Below are 23,950 nucleotides of genomic sequence, written 5' to 3' on the forward strand. Positions count from 1 at the left end.
GGGCACAAGTTACAGCAGCCCTTACCCCGGGTTTACGCAGGGTAAGGGCTTAAATGTGTGTTCTTGATTGTGCGGAGTGCGTGACCTCAGACCGCAGTGGGTGTGTACGGGCCTACCGGCAGAACGTGGCATTTGAACTGGGCTTCCAGAATTTCGGCAGCAGCCAGATACACTGCGGACAGGCCACAGAGCAGACCTTCGTAGCCAGCAATTATGGTTAGTCCAGGCTCACCCAGCAGGTCGCCCAGACCAAGCAGCACAAACAGAATGACCAGTGTGCCAAAAATAACCTGATGCGCGCGTGTGGCCCGGAGTGTGCCTAAGAACATGATAAAGGTGAACAGCCCCCAGAGCAGCAGGTAGCTGCCAACCAGTGCGGGGGAACTGGCGGGCACAATACCCGTATGGGGCATGGCGATCAGGGCAACCAGCGTCAGCCAGAATGCACCGTAGGAGATAAAGGCTGTCATGCCAAAGGTGTTGCCCACACCGTATTCCAGAATACCTGCAATAATCTGGGCAATGCCACCAAAGAGCAGGCCCATGGCCAGAATGGCGGACCCCATGGGCACAAGCCCCGCATTATGCAGGTTGAGCAGAATGGTGGTCATGCCAAACCCCATAAGACCGAGGGGGGCCGGGTTAGCCCGCAGGGGAGGGGGGAGCGCAAAATCGGTTTGAGCCATGGTGTTTCTTCTTATGGAGATTAATGTAATGGCTCGGTTATAAGAGGTGTTGTTACCTTCGGTTCCCATAAAAAATAAATTAACGGCGTAAAAACTAATTTATTAAATGACTCTATAAAGTTCACCGCTCTCTTAAATTTGTTTTTTACAGTATTGTGTCTCATTCAATCAGGCGGAGGTCAGTAAAAGTGCTACTGCGTGGCCGGATGGACGGAAACCGGGACCATAGGCCGTGCCAGATCTTCGGGGAGTTGAATGGGGCCGTGATCATGGAAAAAGCCGGGGACCGAGAGAATAATGTTGGCCGCCTGCTCAAGGCAGGACAGGGTGCGGTCGCGGGTAAGGGATAACCCGGCCTCCTGCGTTGGAATGGTGCGTATGGCCTGCGCGGCATGGCGGAGTGCAAGGGCTGTTGCCGCCGGGTTGTGGCGCAGTTGAGCAAAGGCGTTAAAGGCGTTTGCCAGTGCGGCATGGGCCTGCGGGTCCAGCGTTGCGTGGGCCGCGTTCCATTTAAGCCGCACAATCAGCCTGCCAAGAGAGAGCGAGGCAAAGGCCGCATCCGTATAACCCTGCCGGTCCACGCTGGTTGTAATAAAGGACAGGCGCATCATCAGGCGGGAGATTTTTTGCAGTTGCATGCCCTCCCACGCCACCCATGGTTCGGTACGGCCATAGGGTGTGCGCGCCAGTTTTTGAAGACTGCGGGTGAGCGATGTGACCAGCCGTGCTGCATCCAACCTGTGATCGGCAGGGAGAATAACCCGAAAAACAATGGCCAGCAGGGCGCAGGCAGCCAGCATGCTCATCCAGTTGTTGGTCAGGGTCAGGTCATCATAAACAATCGGGTTATCGACCGAGAGCATCATGGTAAAAAACACGGCATAACCAAACGCACCAATGCTGTAGCGCGGGTGGAACTGCAACCATACCCCCGGTAGCAGGAACAGGCAGAGGCTCAGCCAGAGCAGGGGGTAACCATCTATGCGTGGCAGGGCCAGCGCATGGCACAAAAAACCCATGGGAATGGCCAGTACGGTGCCAGTCGCCATCATGGGGCTGGCCTTGGCGGCAGAAGGGGTGGTGGATAAAAGGCTGGATGCGGCAACGGTATAAATGATCAGCAGCGGGCCTGCGCTCCAGTGCAGAACATACCATAACATGCCTGCCAGCAGGGCAATAAAGCCCCCACGCACGCCGTTACGCAGGGCGGTTGGCCATTCCAGATAAGGCTGGATGTTGGCCTGCGTGCGGTCCGGGCGCAGGCTGGTCAGGTCATGCAGGGCCAGATCCATCTGCACCAGTGCATCACGCGTGTTGTCCAGTGCGGCCAGTGTGGTGGTGCTGGTGGTCTGGCGGGCAAGCTGTTCGAGCGTTTTAAGTGCGTCATGCAGGCAGGTGGAAAGCGGGGTGGCGTTTGTCAGCCAGTCGGGGTGTTCGGTCAGTTCCAGTATCTGGCCCAGAGTTTGGGCAACCAGCAGGTGTACGGCACGCGTTTCCTCCACCCCGGAGGAGAAGGTCAGCCAGTAGGGGTGGTAGCTTACAATCAGCCCTGTCAGGCGGCTCAGACACAGGCGCAGATTGCGCACGCGGTTTTGCATGTCCGGGTCGTCTGCTGCGGCAAATTCTATGGCGGGGGTCAGGCCGCTCATGTTGGCCAGCAACTTGCTGCGGCTATCATAGATCGGTGAGCCAAAACCACGAAAAGCCGCGTTCGCGCTTTGGGCTTTCTGCTCCTGTTTTTCCAGTGTGCTGGTAACTGTGGCATCCAGCGCCTCGGGAGTGGCGCGTTCGCTTTCGGCTTTATGAAAAGTTCTGGCGTGCAGAACCGTGTCCCTGAACGCCTGCCCGAGTTTGTGCAGGACCGTGCTGGGCCTGCGCGGAGAGGTGACCATAAACACACAGGCCGTGACCACAATGCCCGTTGCCACCACGGACAGGCGGCTCATGGCGGATAGAAAAATACCGTCGGGGTTGGCAAAGGCGGGTGCTGCAATAATAACAATGGTGTACCCGGTCAGCACGGCCGCATAGGCGCGGAAAAACCGCAAAAACGTGGCCACCATACAGGCCAGCCCCACAAAAACGGATAACACCGCAAAATACAGGACGGGTGACTGCACAAAAACAGCCATAACCCCAACACTGATCGCAGCCCCGATCAGGGTGCCAACAATACGCCACACACTTTTGGAAACCATGGCCCCAACCGTGGGGTTGGAGACAATAAGCACTGTTGTTGCCGCACTGAGCGGGGACTGGAGCTGAAAAACAAAGGCCAGAAAAAGCGCAATCCCAATGGAAAGGAAAACCCGCATGGTGTAGCCCGCCGTGGCCACAAAGCCATTCCAGCGGGCGTCATCCGCAAAAAGTGCTGGCGCAACACGGTTGTTCACCCATTGCAGGAACGGACCGGGCAGGGCGGACAGGTCAGAGCGTGTGGGCATGGTGCGCTTCGAGCAGGGTGGAAAGGGGATGGGCGAGCGTATCGGCCTGAACGGGCGGTAGGGCACGCCGAATGTCTTGCTCCAGTTCGGCTGCAATGTTGTGGAACAGCCTGCACTGCTCCTGTCCGGCATCTGTCAGGAACAGGCGTTTGGCGCGGCGGTCCTGCGTATCGGGCTGGCGGGTGATGAGGTTCTGTTTTTCCAGCAGGTCCAGAACACGCACCAATGCCGAGCAGTCTATGTTCATGGTCTGGGCCAGATTGCGCTGGGTGGCGCCTTCGGGCAGCATCCGCAGGTAGGCCATGGGGCGCATGACGGCCAGAGTCATGCCATGCGGGCGCAAGGCCCGGTCCAGACGTGTGCGCCATAGCGTTGCCAGTCGCATAACCCGGAAGGTGAGCGCCATACCGGGAAAATACGTCTCATCCAGTGTTGCTGCGTTGCGCCGGTCAGTCATGCGGTCCATTAAATTAGTGTCATTATAGTTGATATAAAAACTATATGCGCAAAATAGGACAACCCTCCGTATGGGTCAATCATGTTCCGCACCCCATAGTGCTAACCAGCTTGGCTTATGCGCCGCAGGTATGGCCTGCCACATTGGTGCATAGCTTGAACCGGCGCGGTTTTTGTGCGCATCATGCACACACTTGATGGTGCCCCCTGATGGGGGGTGAAAAGGGAAGATCGGTGCAAAACCGTCGCTGCCCCCGCAACTGTAAGTACCCATCACGTTTCGCTCAGGTTTTGCCTGAGGAGCAGCCACTGGTTCTGCCATGGAATCGGGAAGGCACGGAACGGCGCTCTGCACCAGCCAAAGGCCGGGGCAGGCAGGGTACAAGCCAGGAGACCTGCCATCACAAGTCTATAGGGCTGTTCCTTGGGGAATGGCTGCGTTCTGGCGTTGTTTGCTGGCGGGGTGCCCGGCGGGCACGAATGCACCGGATGGTGCGTTTTCTTTGCCATATGCGTGGCAGAGGGCTGGTTGTTACTGCCCCCATGCCTGCCATTGTCCCGCCTTGTGGAACAATGGCCTGTTGGAAAGACGCATGACTGCGGAACACGCCTCGCCTTCTCCTCCCGATAATTCGGCATATGCCGGGCCACCTGTGCTGCATGTGTGCGTTACGTGCAGGCGGGGCGGGCCTGCCATGGACTGCCCGCCGGGCGCGCAACTGCTTGAACGCCTGCAAGGCCTGCTGGATGCGGAACATCTGGCGGGGCTGGCACCATCGGCCTCTGTGCGGCCAGTGGCCTGCCTAGCCGCGTGTGACCGGGGCTGTACGGCGGCCATAGCCATGCCAGGGCGCTGGACATGGCTGCTTGGCCACCTAGGGGAGGAAAAGGCGGAAGATATTCTGGCCTATGCCCGCCTGTATGCGGCTTCCGCCAAAGGGACCGTCATGCCGTCGCGCCGCCCGGAATCGTTGGCCAATATGGTGCAGGGGCGTGTGCCCGCAATACTTTATAATGAACAGGAAAAACCATGACCGCTGCCAGAACACGTGTGCCCGTAACCATTATCACCGGGTTTTTGGGGGCTGGTAAAACCACCCTGCTCCGGCATCTGCTCAGCCGCGCGCAGGGGCACCGCATTGCCGTGGTGGTCAACGAGTTCGGATCCCTCGGCATTGATGGCGAAATCCTGCGGGGCTGCGGAGTGGAGGGCTGCCGCGAGGAAGATATTGTCGAACTGACCAATGGCTGCCTGTGCTGCACCGTGGCGGATGACTTTTTGCCCACCATGGAAGCCTTACTGGACCGGGCCGATCCACCCGAACATGTGGTGATCGAAACATCAGGTCTGGCCCTGCCCAAGCCCCTGCTCAAAGCCTTTGGCTGGCCCACGGTGCGCAACCGCATGACCGTGGATGGTGTTGTTGCCGTGGTGGACGCACCCGCCGTAGCTGCCGGGCGCTTTGCGGATGACCCGCAGGCAGTGGAAGCACAGCGGGCCGAGGACCCCTCCTTGGACCATGACAACCCGTTGGCCGAAGTGTTCGAAGATCAGATTAATGCCGCCGATCTGGTTGTTCTGAACAAGACGGACTTGCTGGATGCAGCACAGCTTGCAGCCGTTGAGCAGGATATTCGCGACCATGCTCCCCGGCCCATACAGATTGTGCGGGCAATGGAAGGCAAGGTGGACCCCGCCGTGCTACTGGGTATTGGTGCCGCAGCCGAGAGCGATCTTGCGACCCGTCCCTCCCACCATGATGCAGAGGACGGTGAGCACGAACATGATGATTTTGAAAGCTTTGTGGTTGCCGTGCCAGAGCAGCGGAGCGTTGATGAGTTCCTGACCACCTTGCAAAATACCGCGCGCAGCTTTGATGTACTGCGCATGAAGGGGTTTGCGGCCGTAGCAGGCAAACCCATGCGGCTGGCGGTGCAGGGGGTGGGGAGCCGCTTCAGGCACGAATTTGACCGGCCTCTGGCAGCAACGGAAGAGCGCACGGGCCGCATTGTGGTCATCGGCCAGAAAGGGCTTGATGCAACGGCTATTGCCACTGCTCTTGCTGGCCATTTGGCTACGTAAGGGGGCCGGGCATGCACCTTCTGGTCCGCGAAAACCGGACGCTGGATGAACAGGACACCGCCGAGGATCTGGGGCTACCCGGTGCGGATATTGTTGTCCTGTCCTTTACAGAGAGCGATCTGCTGGGGCTGCGCCACGCAGAGCGGCAGATACGTGCCAAAGAAGGGCATGCCTCCCTACCTTCCGCGCAGGTGACAAACCTTGCCCGCCTGCGGCACCCCATGTCGATCGACCTGTATGTGGAAAGTACATTGCAGGGGGCCAGATGTGTGGTGGTGCGCCTGCTGGGTGGGGTGGACTACTGGCGCTACGGGGCGGAGGAACTGGCCGTCTGGGCGCGTGAGCAGAATGTGCCCGTAGTGTTTTTGCCCGGTCATACAGGGAGTGGAAGCGTAGGGCAGTCCGTAGGGGCGGAGGTGGATGACACCCGTCTGGCGGACTTGTCGTACGGTGTGCAGGCAGTACAGCGCCAGCGCCTGAACGGTTTTTTTGCTTATGGCGGGCCAAACAACATGGCCGCCGCCCTGCGTCTCATGGCAGTCCTTGCCGGACGTGGGGAGGATGATGGCGTACAGCCAGAGCCTCTGCCCGCATGGGGTGTCTATCGCTCTTACCCCGCGCCGCAGGGGAGTGATGGCTGTTCGGCAGTTTTGGTATTTTACCGCGCGCATCTGCAGGCATCGGACATGGCTGGGCTGGAACGGCTGGCCGAGGTTCTGGCCTGGCAGGGCAGCCGCGTGACGTTGCTGTTTGTGACGTCTCTTAAGGACAAGAACGTAGCGGAGGGCGTGGCCGGGTATCTGCGCCGTGCAAAGCCCGATGTGGTGTTGAACGCCACCTGCTTTTCCGCGCGGGGGGCGCAGGGGTTCTCTGCGCTGGATGGGGCGGATGCGCCTGTGTTGCAGGTGTTGCAGCCGGGCAGCACGCAGGCTTTGTGGGCCAGTAGCGCGCGTGGGCTGGGGCGTTCGGACCTTGCCATGCAGGTGGTGTTGCCCGAACTGGATGGCACAATCGCTACATTTCCCATTTCCTTCCGTCAGGAGGAGGCACCGGGGTTACCAGCGCAGCGTGTGGCGTATGAGGGGGGTATTACCATGGTGGCGGCACGGGCCATGGCATGGGCACGGTTGCGCAAAAAAACCGTGGAGCAAAAGCAGGTTGGGATTGTGCTCTCGGATTACCCCGGCGCGGGTCTGGAGCAGGCGGGTGCTCATGTGGCTCACGCAGTTGGTCTGGACGGGTTTGCCAGCCTGCACAACATCGTGCAGCACATGCAAAAACAGGGGTATTGGGTAGGTGGGTCACCGGTGCCAACGGTGCAGGAACTGACCCGCCTTATGGCCCACCAGCCTGCGCAGGTGGTTTTGTCTGTGGCTGACTATAAAGCGCTGTGTGCCGGGCTGGATACGGATTTTATGGCGTCCGTTACAAAGGCATGGGGCCAGCCCGAGCAGGATGGCGCGGTAAAGGATGGAGCATTCCACCTGCGTTTTGCCGTTTTGGGTCACATAATCCTTGCCGTGCAGCCTGACCGGGGAAAAGTGGCTGAGCGCAAAGCCACCTACCATGACCCGGATATTCCCCCATGCCACGCCTATGTGGCGTTTTACCTGTGGTTGCGCTGCGTTAAAAAACTGGACGCACTGGTTCATCTGGGCACGCATGGCACGCTGGAATGGCTTCCGGGCAAGGCAACGGCTCTTTCCCCAAGCTGTGCGCCTGCTGTGCTTACGGGGAACATGCCGGTTATTTACCCCTTTATTGTGAACAATCCGGGGGAGGCGGCTGCTGCCCGCAGGCGTCTGGGTGCTGTAACAATCGGGCATATGACGCCCCCTGTCATGCAGACCACCCTGTCGGGCGATATGCACGAACTCGAACGTCTGATTGATGAGTACGCGGAAGCCGATGGGCTGGACCCCCGCCGCGGCGCCCTGTTGCGGGCGGATATTCTGGACCGTGCTACCCGTACGGGTGTGCTGGCCGAAAGTGGTGTGCGACCGGGGGAGTTGGACGAGACCGAGGCACTGGCACGGCTGGATGCGTATTTGTGTGATGTCAAAGACCTGCAAATTCGTGATGGCCTGCATGTTTTTGGCAAAACCGCACCACATGCCGCTCCCTTGGTCCAGACCATTGCGCAGGCGTGCGGCAGGCAGGAGGACCCCGCCTTTGTGGCCGATGTGACCCAGCGCATAAACCTGTGTGGCACGGCGGAAATGCATGCCCTGCTGGCCGCCCTTGCCGGGCGGCCGGTAGCCGCGGGGCCTGCGGGTGCGCCCACACGCGGGCGTATTGATGTGCTGCCAACCGGGCGTAATCTTTTTACAGTGGACCCGCGCGCCCTGCCCACACCCTCCGCCGTGGTGCTGGCGACCCGGATGGAGCAGTTGCTGCTCACCCGCCACTTGCAAGAACATGGCGAACCGCTGATCCGCCTTGTTATGGATATGTGGGGTTCGGCCAGCCTGCGCACGGGGGGGGAGGATCTGGCGTTGGCCCTGCGCCTGATGGGGGTGGAAGTGCAACGGGCCGCGGGTACGGGCCATGTTTGTGGGTTTGAGGTCATTCCTCTGCCAGTGCTCGACCGCCCTAGGGTGGATGTCACGCTCCGTATTTCCGGCCTGTTCCGGGATGCCTTTGCCGACCAGATTGCCCTGTTCGATCAGGCGGTCAGCGCCGTGGCGGCCCGGCGTGAGCCAGAGGAGTGGAATCCCCTTGCCGCACAGGCCAGAGGGCTGGAAGGCGAGGCGCTCAAACGCGCAACCGCGCGTATTTTTGGGGCTGCAACCGGAGCTTACGGCACAGGGGTTGAGGAGCATCTGCTCCACGGCACATGGGACAGGCAGGAAGATCTGGCCGCTGCATGGCTGGAAGGCTCGGCATGGATGTATGGCGGCGGGCGGGACGGCACACAGGATAAGGCCGCTTTGTCCACCCTGCTGGGCCGGGCCGAAACCGTTTTGCATGTGCAGGACAATGCCGAGACCGATCTGCTGGAAAGCCCCGACATTGCCGCGCATGAAGGCGGGCTGGCCGCCGCCTCGCATATGGCTGGTGGTGCGCCATCCGTTCTGCATGGTGATACGTCGCGCCCACAGGCTCCCCGTCTGCGCGCGACAGCGGATGAGGTGGCGCGTATTGTGCGCGGGCGTCTGGCCAACCCGCAATGGATAGAGGGCATGCAACAGCATGGCTACGCTGGTGCGGCCGAACTGGCGCGTGGGCTGGATGCACTGCACGGCTTTGCCGCCACCATGCCCCAGCGCTTTGACCTGCAGTTTGATCTGGTGTTTGCCGCAACACTGGGCAATGCGGCGTGTGATGCGTTTTTGCGCCACGCCAACCCTGCCGCAAGGGAGGCCATGCGCCAGCGCTTTGCCGAGGCCATGCGGCGTGGCCTGTGGCACCCGCGTGGCAACAGCGTTGCCTGTGTGCTCGATGGGGATGAATAAAGCATGACAACACGGGTTCTTATGGTTGCCGCTCCCCGTTCGGGTGGGGGCAAAACAACACTGACACTGGCCCTGCTGGCAGCCTTTGGCAGGCGGGGGTTGCGTGTTGGCGCGGTCAAAACCGGGCCGGATTACATAGACCCGGCTTTTCATGCCGCCATTACCGGCCGCCCCGGCCTTAATCTGGATAGCTGGTGCATGCCCGATGCCCTGTTGCACAGCATCATGCATGCTGCGTGCAAGGATGTGGATATTCTGGTCGTGGAATCGGCCATGGGGCTGTTTGATGGTCTCTCCCTGCCCGATGGGCACAGGGGTGCTCCCTCCGATATTGCCGCGTTTTTTGATATTCCGGTGCTGCTTGTGCTCGATATGTCAGGGCAGGGGCAGTCCGTGGGGCCGGTTGCCAAGGGGTTTGCGCAATGGTCGCCCCATGTGCAGGTCAGTGGTGTTGTGCTGAACCGCGTGGCTTCCCCCCGGCATGAACGGCTGGGGCGAGAGGCTGTGCAGGCAGCGCAGCTACCCGTATATGGTGCGCTCCTGCGGCAGACAGGGCAAACCCTGCCCGAGCGGCATCTGGGGCTTGTGCAGGCGCGTGAGCATGGCAACCTTGCGGGCTGGCTGGCCGATCTGGCGGACAAAGCCGAACGGGAACTAGATCTGGACGGTATTTTGGCATCTGCCCGGCCTGTTGGCACCGGGCAGGAACCTCCACTGCCAGCGGGGCTGGTGCCTCCACCGGGGCAGCGGATTGCCGTGGCGGACGATGCGGCTTTTTCCTTCCTGTATGGGCATCTGGCGTTGTTCTGGCGGCAGGCAGGGGCTGAACTGGTGCCGTTTTCCCCCTTGGCGGATGAAGCGCCAGCCCCCTCCTGCACGGCCTGCTGGTTACCCGGTGGCTACCCCGAACTGCATGCGGGAACATTGGCGGGAGCCGCCAGTTTTCGCGCAGGGTTGGTGCAATTTGCCCAGACGCGGCCGGTGCATGGTGAATGTGGGGGCTTTATGGTGCTGGGGCAGGGGCTGGAAGATGCACAGGGCGTGATGCATGGCATGGCAGGTTTGCTTGGCCACACCACGTCTTTTGCGCGGCGCAAGTTGAATCTGGGCTACCGGGAGGCCACCCTTTTAAGGAACGGTGTGCTGGGGCCGCGCGGGGCGCGCCTGCGTGGGCATGAGTTCCATTACGCAACAGTGCTGGACGGGGGGCAGGATGCGCCGCTGGCCAGCCTGTGCTCTGGCATAGGGGAGGAACTGGGCGTTTGTGGTGGCCAGCGCGGATTTGTTTCCGGCTCCTTTTTCCATGTGCTGGCGAGCATGCCGGGGTAGCGCGTGATCACCATGCCTTGCTCGCGCATTAAGGGGGTGGTGGAGCGTCTGGCTTGCAGGCAAGGTGGTTGGGGCAAGTAAGATCTGGTTTGTTTTGCCTGTCTGGCAGGGTTGAACAACGGACAGAGATGAAAAGAGGAGACAGGCCATGCAGTCTTTTCCGGTGTTGCTGGTAAGACATGCTCCCGTGCTGCTGCCCGAGGGGGTCTGCTACGGCAGGCAGGATGTGGCGTTACGTCCGGGGTGGGAGAAAATTGTGTCCGGGCTTTCCGTTCTGGCCAAAGGGGCTGTCTGCCGCGTGCTGTATAGTTCCCCAGCCCAACGGTGCCGGGAGATGGCGCAACGTCTGGCACAGGCCAGTGGTATGGAACTGCGCGTGGACCCACGCCTTGCCGAACTGGATTTTGGACGGTGGGAAGGTCTGCGCTGGCAGGATATTGAACGCAGGCAACTGGATGAATGGGCGCGTGACCCATCAGGCTTTGCCCCGCCGGGGGGAGAAAGTGGTTTGGCTCTGTGCCAGCGCGCAACCGATTTCTGGCAGGATATGCACCATAAGGGAGAGGCCACCTGTGTGCTCTCGCACGGGGGGCCGCTGCGTATTCTCAGCGCTCTGGCTGCGGGGGAGCGGCCAGAACTGCTAGCCCCCTCCATGCCACAGGGTTTTGCGCGGCTGTTTATGGTCGAGCAGAAGGTTGTCCGCCCCGCCATGGTCCCTATGGGCGTGGGCTGAACAGACCGTATCAATATTATCAGGCAAAGAATACCGGGTACCATGAGCGCAGAGCAGCATAATACGGCAGAACATGACGCCGAACGCCACAAAGAGAAAATGCGCAAACGCAAGGCTGTGCAGGATCAGGAAGTCGCAGGCAAAACGGTGGAAAAAGGTCTGCTGCTGGTTAACACAGGTCCGGGCAAGGGTAAGTCCACGGCAGCCTTTGGGCTGGCGCTGCGCATGTTGGGCTATGACCGGCGTGTGGTGGTGGTGCAGTTTATTAAAGGGGCATGGCATACAGGCGAGCGCCGTGCACTGGAACGCTTTGGCGATCTGGTGGAATGGCACAGCATGGGGGAAGGCTTCACGTGGGAAACACAGGACCGCGCGCGGGACGTGGCAGCGTGCGAGCGCGCATGGGCCGTGGTAAGGCAGGCCCTTGCGCGGCCGGATGTGGCGCTTGTGGTGCTGGATGAACTGAATGTGGCCCTGCGGTATGAGTATCTGGATATCACGCAGGTTCTGGCCGATATAGATGCCCGGCCAGAGGGGCAGCACGTTGTGGTCACAGGCCGCAACGCCAGACAGCCCATGCTGGACGCAGCAGATATGGTAACGGAAATGACGTTGGTCAAACACCACTTCAAGGCCGGGATCAAGGCGCAGGAGGGTGTGGAGTTTTGAGTGCCCGTGTTCTTATGGTGCAGGGCACAGGCTCCAGTGTTGGCAAGTCCACACTGGTGGCAGGGCTTGCGCGCGCGTTGACGCGGCGGGGCCTGCGGGTGTTGCCGTTCAAGCCACAGAACATGTCCAACAATGCGGCCGTAACACTGGATGGTGGAGAGATCGGGCGCGCACAGGCCCTTCAGGCGCGGGCCTGTGGTGTGCCCCCCATGGCGGACATGAACCCGGTGCTGCTCAAACCGCAGGGCGAAACAGGGGCTCAGCTTGTGGTATGCGGCCAACGTGTGGACACGGTGGAGGCCCGGCACTACCAGACCCGCAAAGAGCAGCTTATGCCGCAGGTTCTGCAAAGTTTTAAAAATCTGGCGGCCCGGGCGGATATTGTTCTGGTCGAAGGCGCGGGCTCTGCATCGGAAGTAAACTTACGGCGGCACGATATTGCCAATATGGGTTTTGCCCGTGCCGTGTGTGCCCCTGTTGTGCTGGTGGGGGATATTGATCGGGGCGGCGTTATTGCCAGCCTTGTGGGCACACAGGTTGTTTTGCAGCCCGAAGATGCAGAGCGGATCAAGGGGTTTGTGGTCAACCGCATGCGCGGAGACCCAACTCTGTTTGCTGATGGTATGCACTTTGTAGCCCAAAAAACCGGCTGGCAGGCGCTAGGGCTGGTGCCACATCTGCCAGAGGTGCATGACCTGCCAGCCGAGGACGCGGCCGATCTGATGGACACCCTGCGTGCAAGAGGGCTGCGGAGTAGTGCTGGTGGTGCCACGCCCCGTTTGCGCGTGGTTGTGCCCGTGCTGCCCATGATTGCCAATTTTGATGATCTGGACCCGCTTTGTGCGGAGCCGGGGGTGGAGGTTATTCCCGTTCTGGAAGGGGAACCTCTGCCCGAGGCCGATGTTATTCTGCTCCCCGGTTCCAAGGCCACATTGGCTGATCTGGCCTGTTTGCGTACACGTGGGTGGGCCGGGCAGATTCTGGAGCATGCGCAAAAAGGCGGTGCGGTCATGGGTATTTGCGGTGGCTACCAGATGCTGGGCCATAGCGTTGCCGATCCGCATGGCACGGAGGGTGCGCCCTGTACTGAGCCGGGGCTAGGGCTTCTGCCCATTCATACCATTTTAGGTCATGATAAAAGACTTGAATATGGCACGGGTTTTCTGGCCGATGGTGGTCAGTCTGTTGCAGGGTATGAAATGCATCTGGGCCAGACGGACAACCCCGATGGGCTTGCGCCATTACTGTGGTTGAATGGGCAGGCGGAAGGATGTGTGTCGGATAACGGTCTGGTCTGGGGTACTTACCTGCATGGTGTTTTTACGCATCGTGCGGCGCGGCTTGCGTTGCTTGAGCGTGTGGGTGGGGCTGCGTTCGCCCCCACAGGTCTGTGGGCACAGGCGGGGGGAGATCTGCCCGCCACCCATGATGGCACGGTGGAGGCGGCGTTGGACCATCTGGCCAAGCATCTGGAACACCACATGGATGTGGATGCTCTTTTGGCGCTGGCCAGCCTGCCGGTTTACGCCACGTAATGGCAACGGGGGGCATGCCCCCCAAACGGGGTGTGTCAGCGGGTAATCCATTTGCGGCGTGCAGGGTTGCGTTGCTCCCAGCCACGGCGCTCCAGTTCAGGTGAACTGGCTGGCTCGAGCGGATACCCGACGCACAGATAAGCCAGAAACTGCCATTCAGGATTAATACCGAGCACCCGGTTGGCCTCTTTTGGGTCCAGAATGGAAACCCAGCCAACACCAATGCCCCGCGCGGTTGCAGCCAACCAGAATGTGTGAATGGCCATAACGGCCGACCATGTTGTGGTCTGGGGCATGGTGCCACGGCCCAGACCCCGGCCCTGCGTGGGATTGGTTTCGCAAAAAACCGCGATGTGGTGGGGGGCGTCGTCCAGTCCGGCCAGTTTGAGCGATGCGTAACGCTGCGCGTCATCCCCGCCGCGACCGGCCAGTTCGCGCGCATTGCTGTGGGCAAAGTTCTCGCGGATCGCATGGCGGCGGGCCGGACTGTCCACCTTTACAAAGCGCCACGGCTCGCTCAGACCAACCGAAGGGGCCAGACATGCGGTTTCGAGCAGATGCTGCAAGGTATGTTCGGGCAGTGGGTCTGTCCGAAAATGGCGCACATCCCTCCGCCACGTAAAAAGCTGCTCAAGTTCTGCCAGAAAAGCGGGGGAGAAGGAGGGTGCGTTCATGCCCCTATCATGCCGCCAAGTGCTGCGCACAGCAAGCAGGCAATAAGCAGGCCACAGGCGCGCCGGTATAGGCGTAGCCCCCGGTCCAGATCTGCCACGGTTGCGCCAGATGTGCCGCTGCCAATCCACGGGTCCTTGGTCAGTTTGCCACCGTAGGAGCGTGGTCCTGCAAGCAGGGTGTTCAGGGCGGCGGCCATGGCGGCCTCGGGCCAGCCTGCGTTGGGGGAGCGGTGGCGTGGGGCATCGCGCTTGATGGTGTGCCAGATATGGGGCCATTGCTGCCGTGGGGCGGCCAGCATCAGGCACAGGGCCGCAAGGCGGGAGGCGGGCAGGTTGATCAGGTCATCCAGTCTGGCGGAGGCCATGCCAAAGGCTTTGTAACGGGGGTTAAGGTGCCCGATCATGCTGTCTGCCGTGTTGACGCATTTGTAAAAAACAGCGCCGGGCAGGCCAAACAGGGCTGTCCAGAACAATGGAGCCACAATGCCATCGGAAAAGTTTTCGGCCAGACTTTCCAGTGCCGCGCGCACAATGCCAGCTTCATCCAGAGCGGAGGTATCCCGTCCCACAATCATGCTGACGGCTTTGCGCCCACCGGGCAGGCCGTTGTGGCGCAGGGCCGTGCCCACCGCGCGCACATGCACCCATAGCGAGCGTTGCGCTACAAGCGTGCTGGCCAGCGCCGCCTGCACAAGCAGCATGACAGGGGCGGGCAAAAGAGTATAACCCACCCCAAGCAGACCGGATGTTACGGTAACGGGTATGCCAATGATCAGCGCCAGCGCCACGAAGCCCAGCAACCGCCGTGTGCGTTCTGGTGTGTCCATCCTGTTCAGGGCGTGTTCTAGCCTGTCTATTAGCGCGCCAATCCACATAACGGGGTGGCCGATCAGGTTCAGCAGGGGGGGCGGGTAGCCCCACAGGGCTTCCATGCCAGCGGCAAGGGCTGCAACGGGCAGGGTGGTGGAGAGAGAGAAGAACAGCATGGGAGGCGGATATGAACACTAGGCTGACACAAAAGATCACGGACGCTACCATGCACGACGGCATGCCACCTAACGCTTTGTCCTCCCTAACCGGTGTTCCACACGTGCCGTTACCCAGCCATGGCGGGCAGGTTCAGGCTATTATGCGGTATTTTGCGGGTGCGCCGGAGCCTTTTATTGACCTGTCCACCGGGGTCAGCCCGTTTGCATATCCGTTGGTCTGGCCAGACCCGAATGTGCTGCACCACCTGCCCGAGGAGGGTGAGGAACAGGCACTGCAACAGGTTGCCGCTCATGCCTACGGCGTGCCCACGCCCGATATGGTGGTGATCGGGGCGGGGAGCCAGAGCCTTATTGCTCTGCTGCCAAGGTTGTTGCCAGTAAGGCAGGCCTGTGTGCTGGGGCCAACCTATTCCGGGCACAGGCTGGCCTGGGAGCATAATGGCGTACCCTGTGCGGACGTTGAACATGTGCAGCAGATAAACCACGCCGCGCAACAGGCCGGAACAGTGTGTGTGATCTGCAACCCCAATAACCCCGATGGTCGGCTGCTTGACGTGCAGACCCTTGCCGCTCTGGCTGAGCGCTGTGCTCAGGCCGGGAGCTGGCTTGTGGTGGATGAAGCATTCGGGGATTTTTCCACCCAGAGCGTGGCGTCCTTATTACCGCATCCGGGGCTTGTTGTGCTGCGGTCGTTTGGCAAAACCTATGGTCTGCCCGGCGTACGTCTGGGGTTTTTGCTTGCTGTTTCCGAACTTGCGCAAAAGGCGCGGGCCATGCTGGGGGCATGGCCGGTTGGGGCGCTGGCTCTTGCCGTAGGCGGACAGGCATTGGCAGATACACAGTGGTTGCGTCAGGCAGCGCAAAAAGCCCAGATGGCCCATGACCGGCTGACTGGCATGCTGCGCAAAGCAGGACTTGCATGCCGGGGGCATTCCACCTTGTTTACGCTGGTTGATCTGGCCCATGCTTATGGTTTGTGGGCGCATTTATGCGGCTATGGCATTGTGACCCGCCGGTTTGCAGACCGCCCCCACTGCCTGCGTATTGGCCTGCCTGCCAATGAAGCTGCGTGGAACCGGTTGGAATGCGCGCTCAAGGCATGGCAGACGCTCCACCATAGCGCATAACTGGGCTGGTGGTCACAATGGCGGCGGATTTTTGGGCCCTTTGTTCGGATATTCCTGCCTTGTCATATTTTCATCAAACTGTTTGTCACGCTTTCCTCTTCCCTTTTTTGCGGCATGGTTCATAGAAGGAAACAGGCAGAAAAGGATAACGCCATGCAAGACCAAGACGAAGTTATCGTAGGTTATCTCATCCAGCGTGAAGACGCAGAGGGTGAACTGTCGTTCTGGGAGCCGCGTAACGAGTGGCAGGAAGACCCCAACGAAGGCAAGCTCTACGAAAAGGTGGAAGAAGCCGAAGCAGACGCCAAAGCCCTGCAGGCAGGTGATGATGCAACCATTACCGTAGAACTGGTCTTTGAAGCAGACGATGAAGACTGGGACGAAGAAGACGAAGAAGAAGCCCCCAAAGCCTGAATAGACATACTGCGTGCCGCTCTTTTACCAGAGTGGCACGCAGCGGGTTTGTTTTAACAGACCTCTTTGTTGGCGGGGTCTAGGCTAGAGCTGCGTAAAAGCTCAGGAGCAGGCACTCTGCCACAACGGCGCAGCAGCCCAGTACATCCCCCGTAAAACCACCAAGCAGGCGTCTGGCGCAGGTTGCGACCAGTAGTGCTGTGGCACAGCTTATGCCAGCAGGTGCAAAAATGAGCGCAAGGTACATCCATGCGGGCAAATCCGCGCCAATGTGCTCTATTATAGGTAGGCCAGCCAGAACACCCGCCGTTACAACCAGCGCACCTATCAGGGAATATTGGGGGAGGGGGCACAGCATGCTGGCAAGCCCCTCTGTTCGGGCGGGTGGCGTAAGAACGGGCACCAGCAGCATGGCCATTCTGGCTAGGCAGGCGGTTATGGCGCAGGCTCCAATGCCCGCCCAGATCGGGAGTGCCGCCAGAGCCGCCACGCGGATAAGCAGGCTCAGGCCCAGTGCCATAACCCCGTAACTGCCTACGCGGCTGTCGCGCATAATGGCCAGCCTGCGCTCTGGTGTTGCACCGCCACAGCCATCGGCCATGTCGGCCAGCCCGTCCTCATGCAGCCCACCGGTGAGTATGGTCTGGCAGGCAAGAGCCAGCCCGGCGGCAACAAGGGCTGGCACATGTGCTGAGCGTAGGGCTACCAGTATGGCGCCGGTAAAGGCTCCTATCAGAGCTGCGATTAGCGGCCAGCACCAGATTGATCTGGCCATTGGCCATGGTTGCGTGCTGCTCGCACAGGCGGCTGGGGTCAGCCAGTTTGCGGGGAGGCGTGTCAGCAGGCTAAGACCGCAGGCAAGGTCCAGCCTGCACCGGTTGAACAGACAATCGGGTGGCGTCCGTGTCATGCTTTTTCAGAAACAGCGGCTTGGGCAAATGTTGCCATGCCCGTGTGGCAGGCAACTGCTGCGCGCAGGATGGGAATGGCAAGGGCAGCCCCCGAACCTTCGCCAAGGCGCAGGCCCAGTCCGCTCAGGATTGGCCGCATACGTAGGTGCTGTGCCAGCCGGGCCGTGTGGCCGGTTTCTGTCGGGCAGTGGGAGAGCGCTGTATGGTCCAGCGCGTTGGGGTGCAGGTGCGCCAGAGGGGCTACGGCTGCGGTGCAGACAAAGCCGTCCAGTATGACGGGAATATGCATCAGCCGGGCGGCAAGGGTAGCCCCCAGTGTTGCCGCCAGTTCGTAACCGCCTAGCCGACGCGCCACTTCCAGCGGATTATCCAGATGGGCCGCGTGGTAAGCCAGTGCTGTATCTATGACCCTAGCTTTGTGCGCCGTGCCCGCCGTATCCAGCCCTGTGCCCTGTCCTGCCCAGTCTGTGCCGCTCTGACCGGTCAGGGCGGCACACAGGGCGGATGCGGTTGTTGTATTGCCTATGCCCATCTCGCCCAGACAAAGTAGGTCGCATGTCTGGGGCACGGCGTTAAAACCGACCTGCACGGCTGCCAGAAAGTCCTGCTCGCTCATAGCCGGGGCGGTGGTAAAATCCGCCGTGGGGGTCAGGTTGTGCACTGGAACAACAGCCAGTTCCGCCTGTGCCATGCGGGCAATCTGGTTAATGGCGGCACCACCATGCTCAAAATTCCGTACCATCTGGGCCGTGACGTCCACAGGCCATGGCGAGACACGGTGCGCCATAACGCCATGATTGCCCGCAAAAATGAGCACCTGCACATGCTCCAGCCGGGGGGCTGTGCGGTGTTGCCATCCACCTAGCCAGCGTGTCATCTCCTCCAGTTGGCCAAGGCTACCCGGCGGTTTGGTCAGCTCGGCCTCCCTTTGCGCAATGGTGTGCTGTACCTGCGTGTTGGCAGGAGGAAGGTCCATGCACAAGGCACTGAGCGCGGGTAGGGATGAGGGCATGCAGGGCACGGCGGGGAAGGAAGAAGAGGGCATGGTGGCAATTGTGTGCTGTTATGGGGGTTCACGCAAATGGAAACAGGGGTGGATGAGCGCATGAGCAGCATACGTCTCAACCTCGGGCATGGTGGTGTGGCTGGTAGCCTGCTTGTGCTGGGGGGCGCAAGATCGGGCAAAAGCCGTTTTGCGGAAAATGCCATAACAGCCCTGTCCGGCCCATGGATCTATCTGGCCACAGGCCGCGCGTTTGATGATGAAATGCGCGCACGCATTGCCCAGCATAAGCGCGAGCGCGGCAAGGTGGGCTGGCAGACGGTGGAAGAACCCCTGAATGTGGCGGAGGTGCTCCAGCAACACTCCAATATCCCGGTTCTACTGGACTGCCTGACCCTATGGCTAACCAACCTTTTGCTCGACGGGCAGGACGTGGAAGGTCCGACCCAGAGCCTGCTTGCCAGCCTGAATATGCGCAGTGCCCCGACTGTCATGGTGGGGAATGAGGTCGGGCTGGGTATTGTGCCCCAAAGCCCGCTTGGGCGGCGCTTCAGGGACGAGGCCGGGCGATTGCACCAGCGTTTGGCAGCCCATGTGGGTAAGGTGGTTTTTGTGGCGGCGGGTCTGCCGATGGTGCTCAAGAACGATGGATTTTCTCAGGAATGTTAAGGTCAGTGTAAGGCTGTTTTTTGGAATGGTTTTTCAATCATTCGCAGGTTTTTATTTATCGTGAATGGGTCTGTACATATCATGATCAGGCCGGATTGAACGATGGTGTTCAAACTGTTTCGGAGGGTCATAAATCCTCTCTTTCCGTAAGTTCCGTTGGAGAAGAATTGAAGACCCAATAGGGGGTGTCGCCTTTGTTCGCTTGCGTGTGGTCTGCCATGATGCTGGCAGGACCATTTGCAGCTTTGGTCGCAGTGGTGCGCAAAATACGACAAACCTCTTGCGCACCGTGGCGGAAGATGGTGAGTGGCTGATACTTGTGTAGGCAGATCCGGGTTGCCCGCAGCCCGTTCATTTTGGATGAGAGATGCATATGTCGGAAACACCAATCAACACTCAGCTTCTGATTGCGGGCCAATGGCAGGATGCGGCCGATGGTCGTACACTCCCCATTCTGGACCCCGCCAGCGGTGAGACCATTGGCAAGGTGGCCCATGCCTCTGTTGCCGATCTGGACAAAACAGTGGCCGGTGCCGCCGTAGGGTATGAGGCATGGCGCAACCTGAGCGCATGGGACCGCTATACGATCATGCGCAAGGCAGCCGAACTGCTGCGGGAGCGGGCCGATACTATTGGCCGGATCATGAGCCGCGAACAGGGCAAACCGTTAGCGCAGGCTGTGGTTGAAATTAACGCAGCAGCCGGAGTGATTGAATATTTTGGCGAAGAAGGCCGCCGTCTGAACGACGAACTGGTGCCCGCGCGCGTGCCAAATGTTGAACAGCGCGTGCTGCATCGCCCCATTGGTGTGGTGGCCGCCTTTACGCCGTGGAATTTCCCCATCAATCAGATTGCCCGCAAACTTGGGGCCGCTCTTGGGGCCGGGTGTGGTGTAATTGTTAAAGCTCCGGAAGATACCCCGGCCTCCCCCGCCGAGTTGATCCGCTGTTTTTGCGATGCGGGTATTCCCGCTGGCGCGGTCTCGCTTGTCTATGGCACCCCGGCGGAAATTTCGGAGTATCTGATTGCGCATCCCGTAGTAAGCAAGATTTCCTTTACCGGGTCCACCCCCGTGGGCAAGCATCTGGCGGCACTGGCTGGTGGGCAGATGAAGCCGGTGACCATGGAACTGGGTGGCCACGGTCCGGTTATTGTGTGCCGCGATGCGGATCTGGATCAGGCGGCCGAACGTGTGGCTGCTGCCAAGTTCCGCAATGCCGGGCAGGTGTGCATAGCCCCCACGCGCTTTTTGCTGCACAAGGACATTGCCGCCGCCTTTATTGAAAAATTCAAGGCCCAGATGAGCGCGCTCAAAATTGGCCGTGGTCTGGACGAGGGTGTAACCATGGGGCCGCTCATTAACGAGCGCCGCGTAAAGGCCCTGACCGAACTGGTGGATGATGCCCGCGCCAAGGGTGCCGAACTGTGGCAGCCCGATACGGCTCTCCCAAACAAAGGCTTTTTCTTCCCCCCCACGCTGGTGCTTAAGCCAACGCTGGAAATGCGGGTTATGCAGGAAGAACCGTTTGGCCCGATCGCCATTATGGATGAGTTCACCGATCTGGCCGATGCCATCAGGGAGGCCAATCGTCTGCCTTATGGGCTGGCGGCGTATGTTTACACGCGTTGCGAACGCACCCAGCGCCTGCTTGGTGAAAAGCTTGAAGCAGGCATGGTTGCCATTAACCACCACGGCATTGGTGTGCCTGAAGTGCCGTTTGGCGGGATCAAGGATTCCGGTTACGGCACGGAGGGTGGTCCTGCTGCTTTGCGGGCCCATACCATTATCAAGCTGGTGTCCTGCCTGCACAGAGCTTCGACTTACTAAAACAGGTCTGGCTTTTTAAAGGTTTTAAAAAATACCGTGCGTTGTTGCAGCGCACGGTATTTTTGTATCTGACTATCGCCAGCAGGTTCAGAAGGTGGCGGCAAGGCTGACGTTAAAGGACCGCCCCATGCCCGGCATGGGCATACGCGAGCCTGTTCCCGCATTGCCCAGATCATGCGTTAAAATGCCACCAAGGGGCATGTAGTAGGGCTGATTCAGCACGTTATCGATCCCTGCTGTCAGGGTCATCATTTTCCAGTTGTAACTGCCGTTGAGGTTGAGCAGGGCATAGCCGGGGGTGCGCGGTTCGTTGCGTATCCAGTCCACTGTGTCCTTGGCTTTGACAAAGTTCATTTCCACCCGGCCGGTCCATGGTCCCACGGTTTCGTTCAGGCCCAGAGTGCCGTTCAGGGGCATCTGCTGGTAAAGACCGGTGTGGGAGACCTTGTCCTGCCCGCGCACCCAGTTGAGCACACCGGTCAGTTCGCCCTTTCCATAACGGCTGGTGTTCCACACCGTATAATGCCCTGACGTGTTGATGCCATACATCTGGGCATTATGGTTGACGAACTGGAGCAGGGAGACCTGCGATGTAAAGCTGCTCAGGCGGCGTACGTTAATGTAGTTGTGCACATAGGTATAATAGGGCTGCACCTTAAGCCCCCATCGCTGCGCCTGCGTCGGGTCATGCCAGTCAAATGTTATGCTGGCGGTGTTGCCGACTTCTGACTTCAGATTTGTGTTGCCAACATAGCCGTTACCATCACCAAACCAGCCGATCATGGTCGAAGCCATCTGGCTCTGGCCCCACGAATAGCGCTCATACAGGTTGGGTGCGCGGGACTTGCGGGCGTATCCTGCCTCTATGGTCAGGCTGTCTGTAGTTTTCCACCGGGTCAGGGCGGTTACGTCAAAGTTTATGTCCGAACGTCCGTGCTTGGTGGCGTTAAAGGTGTTGGCGGCATTAACGTTGGCGGCGTTCATCATGTTGTAGGGCGCAACATCGCCCGTGTTCATCATGACCAGATCATTGCGCAGGCCTAGCAGGGTGGATACGCGGGGCGTCCACTGGGCCTCCCATTCCGCAAAGTGACCAAGCCGGTCGCGGTGACCGTTATTGATGTTGTTGTAGGTGTTTGGCCCCATCATCCCAGCACCAGTAAGGGGGGGCCACCAGTCCTTCAGCCCTTCGTGGTCAAAGGAACTGCCCAGACGCAGCAAATGCTGCCGACCCAGCGGAATTGTGGCTTTGATCGAATACCCGGCTGAGCGCTGGTCATCATTCATGGGCATGCCTTTGGTGGCGGTGTGTCCACCTTTGTCATCCAGCATGTTCATGGCGTGGGTTACGCGCTGCCAGTGGCCGCGGGCTTCCAGCGTGCCCCAGTCAAAGTCCCCCACATATTTGCCGTTTACATAGGTGGAGCGGTTGTTGGTCATGTCCATGTGCTGGTTGGCAAACCCTTCACGCGGGGCGTCCTGCTGCCCGAAGGTCAGCACCAGAAGGTGGTTTTTTTTATGCACGCCAAAGGTTACGTCATGCGTGTAGCGCAGGTATTCGGTCGAGCCGACCTTACCTATGCCGCCCCCCCCGCTGTAATCCTCCGACTGGTCATAGGAGGCATTGTAGCGCAGGCTGAATGTATCGTTCGCTACAGTCATGCTGCCTGCGGCGGAGTATCCGCCGCCATTGCTGCGGTAGGTGCCACGGGCGCGTCCGGTAAACAGGATTTTGCCGTGGCGGGCAAAGCGCGGGTCCGCGCGTTCCACATCAATGGTGCCGCCCAAGCTGTCCCCCCCGTTGCTGACTGATGTCAGCCCTGCAACAGCGGTTGCGGTCTCCACACTGTCCGGGTCGATATAGGACAGGGCGGGGTTCATGTGGTTGGGGCATGCGGGGTTGATGCGCATGCCATCCACCACAGTTGCCACACGGTCATCCGCCATACCGTTAAGCACAGGCAGGTTGGCCAGCCGTCCGCCACCATAACTGCTAAAGCCCGGCTGGTTCCGAAAGAGCGATGACGCATCGGGGCTGGAAAGGCGGGACATGCGGGCCGAGCTTTTGTCGACCACGGAGCCGCTTAAAAGACTGTCCGCTATGGAAGCATCTTCCTGTGCTGTGGAAATATCCACGCGCGGGAGGGTCACAACAGTTGCGGCAAAGCCGGGGCTGGCGGCGCAGGGTAGCGCGCATACAGCCGCAAGCCACAGCCAGTTATGCTGGCTGCGGTCAAAAAATGGGTAGGACATAAAACAGAAAAACCCTGTTCAAAGCATACTGAGAGGGTCTCCGACCAAAGGCGCGCATGCGCAAACGCACGGGCGCGACAAGGCCAGAGAACGAGGTTTCAGAAAGCCTGAAGCAGGGTCAAAGGTGGTCCGCGTGAAGGGGGGAGGCCCAGAACGCAAATAGGGGGTGCCCGTGGGGCGGAGGCCGCACTGCCACGACGGATCCAGCGTAGGACTGGCGCTGGTAGAAGCAGAAAAACAGCGGGTAGTGCAGCAAAAAACGCCAGCAGCGGGCAAAGCGGGCAGCTTGCCTCATCATGGTGATGGGTGGGGTGGGGGGGCTGGTTTTTTTGTGCACTGGCCATGCAGTGCATGTGGTGCATGCCGCCGGGCATGGCGGCGCAGTGGGTGTTCGTGCCGTGTGGCTGCACCATGCGTGGCGCAATGTCTATGCCCGTTAGCCGGATAAGCGTTGCACGTGGCAGTTCTTCGGGGAGGGAGAGCGACTGGAGCGCCATCAGCCCCAGAAGGCCCGCCAACGTTACCATGACCAGCGGCCATACAAGCAGCGCGCGAATAATGGGGTTGCGACGGGACATGGGGCGGATCAGAAACTTTTCAACAATCAGGTATCAACAGGCACTTTGCCAAAGTTGTGCCATGTTTGCGCTTTTTTGGACCCCCTGTCAAATCAAACAGGGCTATGCCATAAT

At 60.0% G+C, this 23,950-nt stretch carries 20 protein-coding genes and 1 riboswitch; of the genes, 11 read left to right on the forward strand and 9 right to left on the reverse strand.

The annotated features are described in order from the left end of the window. Positions 1-86: 86 nt before the first annotated feature. The 3 genes from GOB86_RS09870 to GOB86_RS09880 form a co-directional block, all read right to left on the reverse strand. Positions 87-686: an acetate uptake transporter gene (locus tag GOB86_RS09870; RefSeq protein WP_165992166.1), complete on the reverse strand. Its 600-nt coding sequence runs from the start codon at positions 684-686 to the stop codon at positions 87-89. 191 nt (positions 687-877) lie between these two features. Further along, complete coding sequence (locus tag GOB86_RS09875; RefSeq protein WP_165992167.1) at positions 878-3,130, reverse strand: FUSC family protein; 2,253 nt, start codon at positions 3,128-3,130, stop codon at positions 878-880. After that, positions 3,114-3,587 carry a MarR family winged helix-turn-helix transcriptional regulator gene (locus GOB86_RS09880; RefSeq protein WP_194301159.1) on the reverse strand — a complete coding sequence of 158 codons (474 nt, stop codon included), beginning with the start codon at positions 3,585-3,587 and terminating at the stop codon, positions 3,114-3,116. Before GOB86_RS09880 ends, GOB86_RS09875 begins: the two co-directional genes overlap by 17 nt. Positions 3,588-3,767: 180 nt before the next feature. Continuing rightward, a riboswitch (cobalamin riboswitch) is annotated at positions 3,768-4,003 on the forward strand. 176 nt (positions 4,004-4,179) lie between these two features. Here GOB86_RS09880 and GOB86_RS09885 point away from each other — a divergent pair. The 7 genes from GOB86_RS09885 to GOB86_RS09915 all read left to right on the forward strand — a co-directional run bounded on the left by GOB86_RS09885 (position 4,180) and on the right by GOB86_RS09915 (position 13,390). Next, positions 4,180-4,620 carry a DUF1636 family protein gene (locus tag GOB86_RS09885; protein WP_165992169.1) on the forward strand — a complete coding sequence of 147 codons (441 nt, stop codon included), beginning with the start codon at positions 4,180-4,182 and terminating at the stop codon, positions 4,618-4,620. Further along, entirely contained in the window at positions 4,617-5,669 is a 1,053-nt protein-coding gene (gene cobW, locus GOB86_RS09890; RefSeq protein ID WP_165992170.1) for a cobalamin biosynthesis protein CobW, read from the forward strand. Before GOB86_RS09885 ends, cobW begins: the two co-directional genes overlap by 4 nt. Before the next feature lie 11 nt (positions 5,670-5,680). Beyond that, positions 5,681-9,124, forward strand: coding sequence for a cobaltochelatase subunit CobN (cobN, locus tag GOB86_RS09895; protein WP_165992171.1), 3,444 nt, complete (start codon positions 5,681-5,683; stop codon positions 9,122-9,124). Between the two features lie 3 nt (positions 9,125-9,127). Continuing rightward, the gene (locus tag GOB86_RS09900; RefSeq protein WP_194301160.1) at positions 9,128-10,453 is read left to right on the forward strand and encodes a cobyrinate a,c-diamide synthase; all 1,326 of its coding nucleotides are present in this window, start codon (positions 9,128-9,130) and stop codon (positions 10,451-10,453) included. Positions 10,454-10,601: 148 nt separating this feature from the next. Continuing rightward, complete coding sequence (locus GOB86_RS09905; RefSeq protein ID WP_165992172.1) at positions 10,602-11,186, forward strand: histidine phosphatase family protein; 585 nt, start codon at positions 10,602-10,604, stop codon at positions 11,184-11,186. Between the two features lie 42 nt (positions 11,187-11,228). After that, a complete protein-coding gene (gene cobO / locus GOB86_RS09910) occupies positions 11,229-11,855 on the forward strand; it encodes a cob(I)yrinic acid a,c-diamide adenosyltransferase (protein ID WP_165992173.1) in 627 nt (208 codons plus the stop codon). Between the two features lie 14 nt (positions 11,856-11,869). Continuing rightward, positions 11,870-13,390: a cobyric acid synthase gene (locus tag GOB86_RS09915; protein WP_165992194.1), complete on the forward strand. Its 1,521-nt coding sequence runs from the start codon at positions 11,870-11,872 to the stop codon at positions 13,388-13,390. 35 nt (positions 13,391-13,425) lie between these two features. Here the strand turns inward: GOB86_RS09915 and bluB are convergent, their stop codons facing one another. Both bluB and cbiB read right to left on the reverse strand, forming a co-directional pair. Beyond that, positions 13,426-14,064, reverse strand: coding sequence for a 5,6-dimethylbenzimidazole synthase (gene bluB, locus GOB86_RS09920; protein ID WP_165992174.1), 639 nt, complete (start codon positions 14,062-14,064; stop codon positions 13,426-13,428). Then, the gene (cbiB, locus tag GOB86_RS09925; RefSeq protein ID WP_165992175.1) at positions 14,061-15,050 is read right to left on the reverse strand and encodes an adenosylcobinamide-phosphate synthase CbiB; all 990 of its coding nucleotides are present in this window, start codon (positions 15,048-15,050) and stop codon (positions 14,061-14,063) included. Before cbiB ends, bluB begins: the two co-directional genes overlap by 4 nt. A gap of 11 nt (positions 15,051-15,061) precedes the next feature. Here cbiB and cobD point away from each other — a divergent pair, with 11 nt between their 5' ends. Together cobD and GOB86_RS09935 are read left to right on the forward strand one after the other, a co-directional pair. After that, a complete protein-coding gene (gene cobD, locus GOB86_RS09930; RefSeq protein WP_242012590.1) occupies positions 15,062-16,180 on the forward strand; it encodes a threonine-phosphate decarboxylase CobD in 1,119 nt (372 codons plus the stop codon). Between the two features lie 153 nt (positions 16,181-16,333). Beyond that, positions 16,334-16,594 carry a hypothetical protein gene (locus GOB86_RS09935; RefSeq protein ID WP_165992176.1) on the forward strand — a complete coding sequence of 87 codons (261 nt, stop codon included), beginning with the start codon at positions 16,334-16,336 and terminating at the stop codon, positions 16,592-16,594. Positions 16,595-16,673: 79 nt separating this feature from the next. On the opposite strand, the gene cobS is transcribed toward GOB86_RS09935, so the two are convergent. Both cobS and cobT read right to left on the reverse strand, forming a co-directional pair. Beyond that, entirely contained in the window at positions 16,674-17,504 is an 831-nt protein-coding gene (gene cobS / locus GOB86_RS09940) for an adenosylcobinamide-GDP ribazoletransferase (RefSeq protein ID WP_165992177.1), read from the reverse strand. Continuing rightward, a complete protein-coding gene (cobT, locus tag GOB86_RS09945; protein ID WP_165992178.1) occupies positions 17,501-18,550 on the reverse strand; it encodes a nicotinate-nucleotide--dimethylbenzimidazole phosphoribosyltransferase in 1,050 nt (349 codons plus the stop codon). The genes cobS and cobT overlap by 4 nt, the downstream gene beginning before the upstream one ends. Before the next feature lie 60 nt (positions 18,551-18,610). Here cobT and cobU point away from each other — a divergent pair, with 60 nt between their 5' ends. Continuing rightward, entirely contained in the window at positions 18,611-19,177 is a 567-nt protein-coding gene (cobU, locus tag GOB86_RS09950) for a bifunctional adenosylcobinamide kinase/adenosylcobinamide-phosphate guanylyltransferase (RefSeq protein WP_165992179.1), read from the forward strand. A gap of 373 nt (positions 19,178-19,550) precedes the next feature. Continuing rightward, positions 19,551-21,005: an NAD-dependent succinate-semialdehyde dehydrogenase gene (locus GOB86_RS09955; protein WP_165992180.1), complete on the forward strand. Its 1,455-nt coding sequence runs from the start codon at positions 19,551-19,553 to the stop codon at positions 21,003-21,005. A gap of 87 nt (positions 21,006-21,092) precedes the next feature. On the opposite strand, the gene GOB86_RS09960 is transcribed toward GOB86_RS09955, so the two are convergent. Together GOB86_RS09960 and GOB86_RS09965 are read right to left on the reverse strand one after the other, a co-directional pair. Then, positions 21,093-23,258, reverse strand: a complete 2,166-nt coding sequence (locus GOB86_RS09960; protein WP_165992181.1) for a TonB-dependent receptor — start codon at positions 23,256-23,258, stop codon at positions 21,093-21,095. A gap of 98 nt (positions 23,259-23,356) precedes the next feature. Continuing rightward, entirely contained in the window at positions 23,357-23,836 is a 480-nt protein-coding gene (locus GOB86_RS09965; protein ID WP_165992182.1) for a DUF2946 domain-containing protein, read from the reverse strand. Positions 23,837-23,950 lie beyond the last annotated feature (114 nt).

This window comes from Acetobacter lambici (assembly GCF_011516885.1).
In the GTDB taxonomy this organism is placed as follows: Bacteria; Pseudomonadota; Alphaproteobacteria; order Acetobacterales; family Acetobacteraceae; genus Acetobacter; species Acetobacter lambici.

What these genes read in the sequence shown, in the direction of transcription:
- cobT (WP_165992178.1), bottom strand. Translation starts at nt 18,550, where the DNA reads ATGCCCTCTTCTTCCTTCCCCGCCGTGCCCTGCATGCCCTCATCCCTA.
- GOB86_RS09885 (WP_165992169.1), top strand. Translation starts at nt 4,180, where the DNA reads ATGACTGCGGAACACGCCTCGCCTTCTCCTCCCGATAATTCGGCATAT.
- GOB86_RS09965 (WP_165992182.1), bottom strand. Translation starts at nt 23,836, where the DNA reads ATGTCCCGTCGCAACCCCATTATTCGCGCGCTGCTTGTATGGCCGCTG.
- cobD (WP_242012590.1), top strand. Translation starts at nt 15,062, where the DNA reads ATGAACACTAGGCTGACACAAAAGATCACGGACGCTACCATGCACGAC.
- cobN (WP_165992171.1), top strand. Translation starts at nt 5,681, where the DNA reads ATGCACCTTCTGGTCCGCGAAAACCGGACGCTGGATGAACAGGACACC.
- GOB86_RS09880 (WP_194301159.1), bottom strand. Translation starts at nt 3,587, where the DNA reads ATGACTGACCGGCGCAACGCAGCAACACTGGATGAGACGTATTTTCCC.
- GOB86_RS09870 (WP_165992166.1), bottom strand. Translation starts at nt 686, where the DNA reads ATGGCTCAAACCGATTTTGCGCTCCCCCCTCCCCTGCGGGCTAACCCG.
- GOB86_RS09900 (WP_194301160.1), top strand. Translation starts at nt 9,128, where the DNA reads ATGACAACACGGGTTCTTATGGTTGCCGCTCCCCGTTCGGGTGGGGGC.
- GOB86_RS09955 (WP_165992180.1), top strand. Translation starts at nt 19,551, where the DNA reads ATGTCGGAAACACCAATCAACACTCAGCTTCTGATTGCGGGCCAATGG.
- GOB86_RS09935 (WP_165992176.1), top strand. Translation starts at nt 16,334, where the DNA reads ATGCAAGACCAAGACGAAGTTATCGTAGGTTATCTCATCCAGCGTGAA.
- GOB86_RS09875 (WP_165992167.1), bottom strand. Translation starts at nt 3,130, where the DNA reads ATGCCCACACGCTCTGACCTGTCCGCCCTGCCCGGTCCGTTCCTGCAA.
- cobW (WP_165992170.1), top strand. Translation starts at nt 4,617, where the DNA reads ATGACCGCTGCCAGAACACGTGTGCCCGTAACCATTATCACCGGGTTT.
- cobS (WP_165992177.1), bottom strand. Translation starts at nt 17,504, where the DNA reads ATGACACGGACGCCACCCGATTGTCTGTTCAACCGGTGCAGGCTGGAC.
- cobU (WP_165992179.1), top strand. Translation starts at nt 18,611, where the DNA reads ATGAGCAGCATACGTCTCAACCTCGGGCATGGTGGTGTGGCTGGTAGC.
- GOB86_RS09960 (WP_165992181.1), bottom strand. Translation starts at nt 23,258, where the DNA reads ATGTCCTACCCATTTTTTGACCGCAGCCAGCATAACTGGCTGTGGCTT.
- bluB (WP_165992174.1), bottom strand. Translation starts at nt 14,064, where the DNA reads ATGAACGCACCCTCCTTCTCCCCCGCTTTTCTGGCAGAACTTGAGCAG.
- GOB86_RS09905 (WP_165992172.1), top strand. Translation starts at nt 10,602, where the DNA reads ATGCAGTCTTTTCCGGTGTTGCTGGTAAGACATGCTCCCGTGCTGCTG.
- GOB86_RS09915 (WP_165992194.1), top strand. Translation starts at nt 11,870, where the DNA reads ATGGTGCAGGGCACAGGCTCCAGTGTTGGCAAGTCCACACTGGTGGCA.
- cobO (WP_165992173.1), top strand. Translation starts at nt 11,229, where the DNA reads ATGAGCGCAGAGCAGCATAATACGGCAGAACATGACGCCGAACGCCAC.
- cbiB (WP_165992175.1), bottom strand. Translation starts at nt 15,050, where the DNA reads ATGCTGTTCTTCTCTCTCTCCACCACCCTGCCCGTTGCAGCCCTTGCC.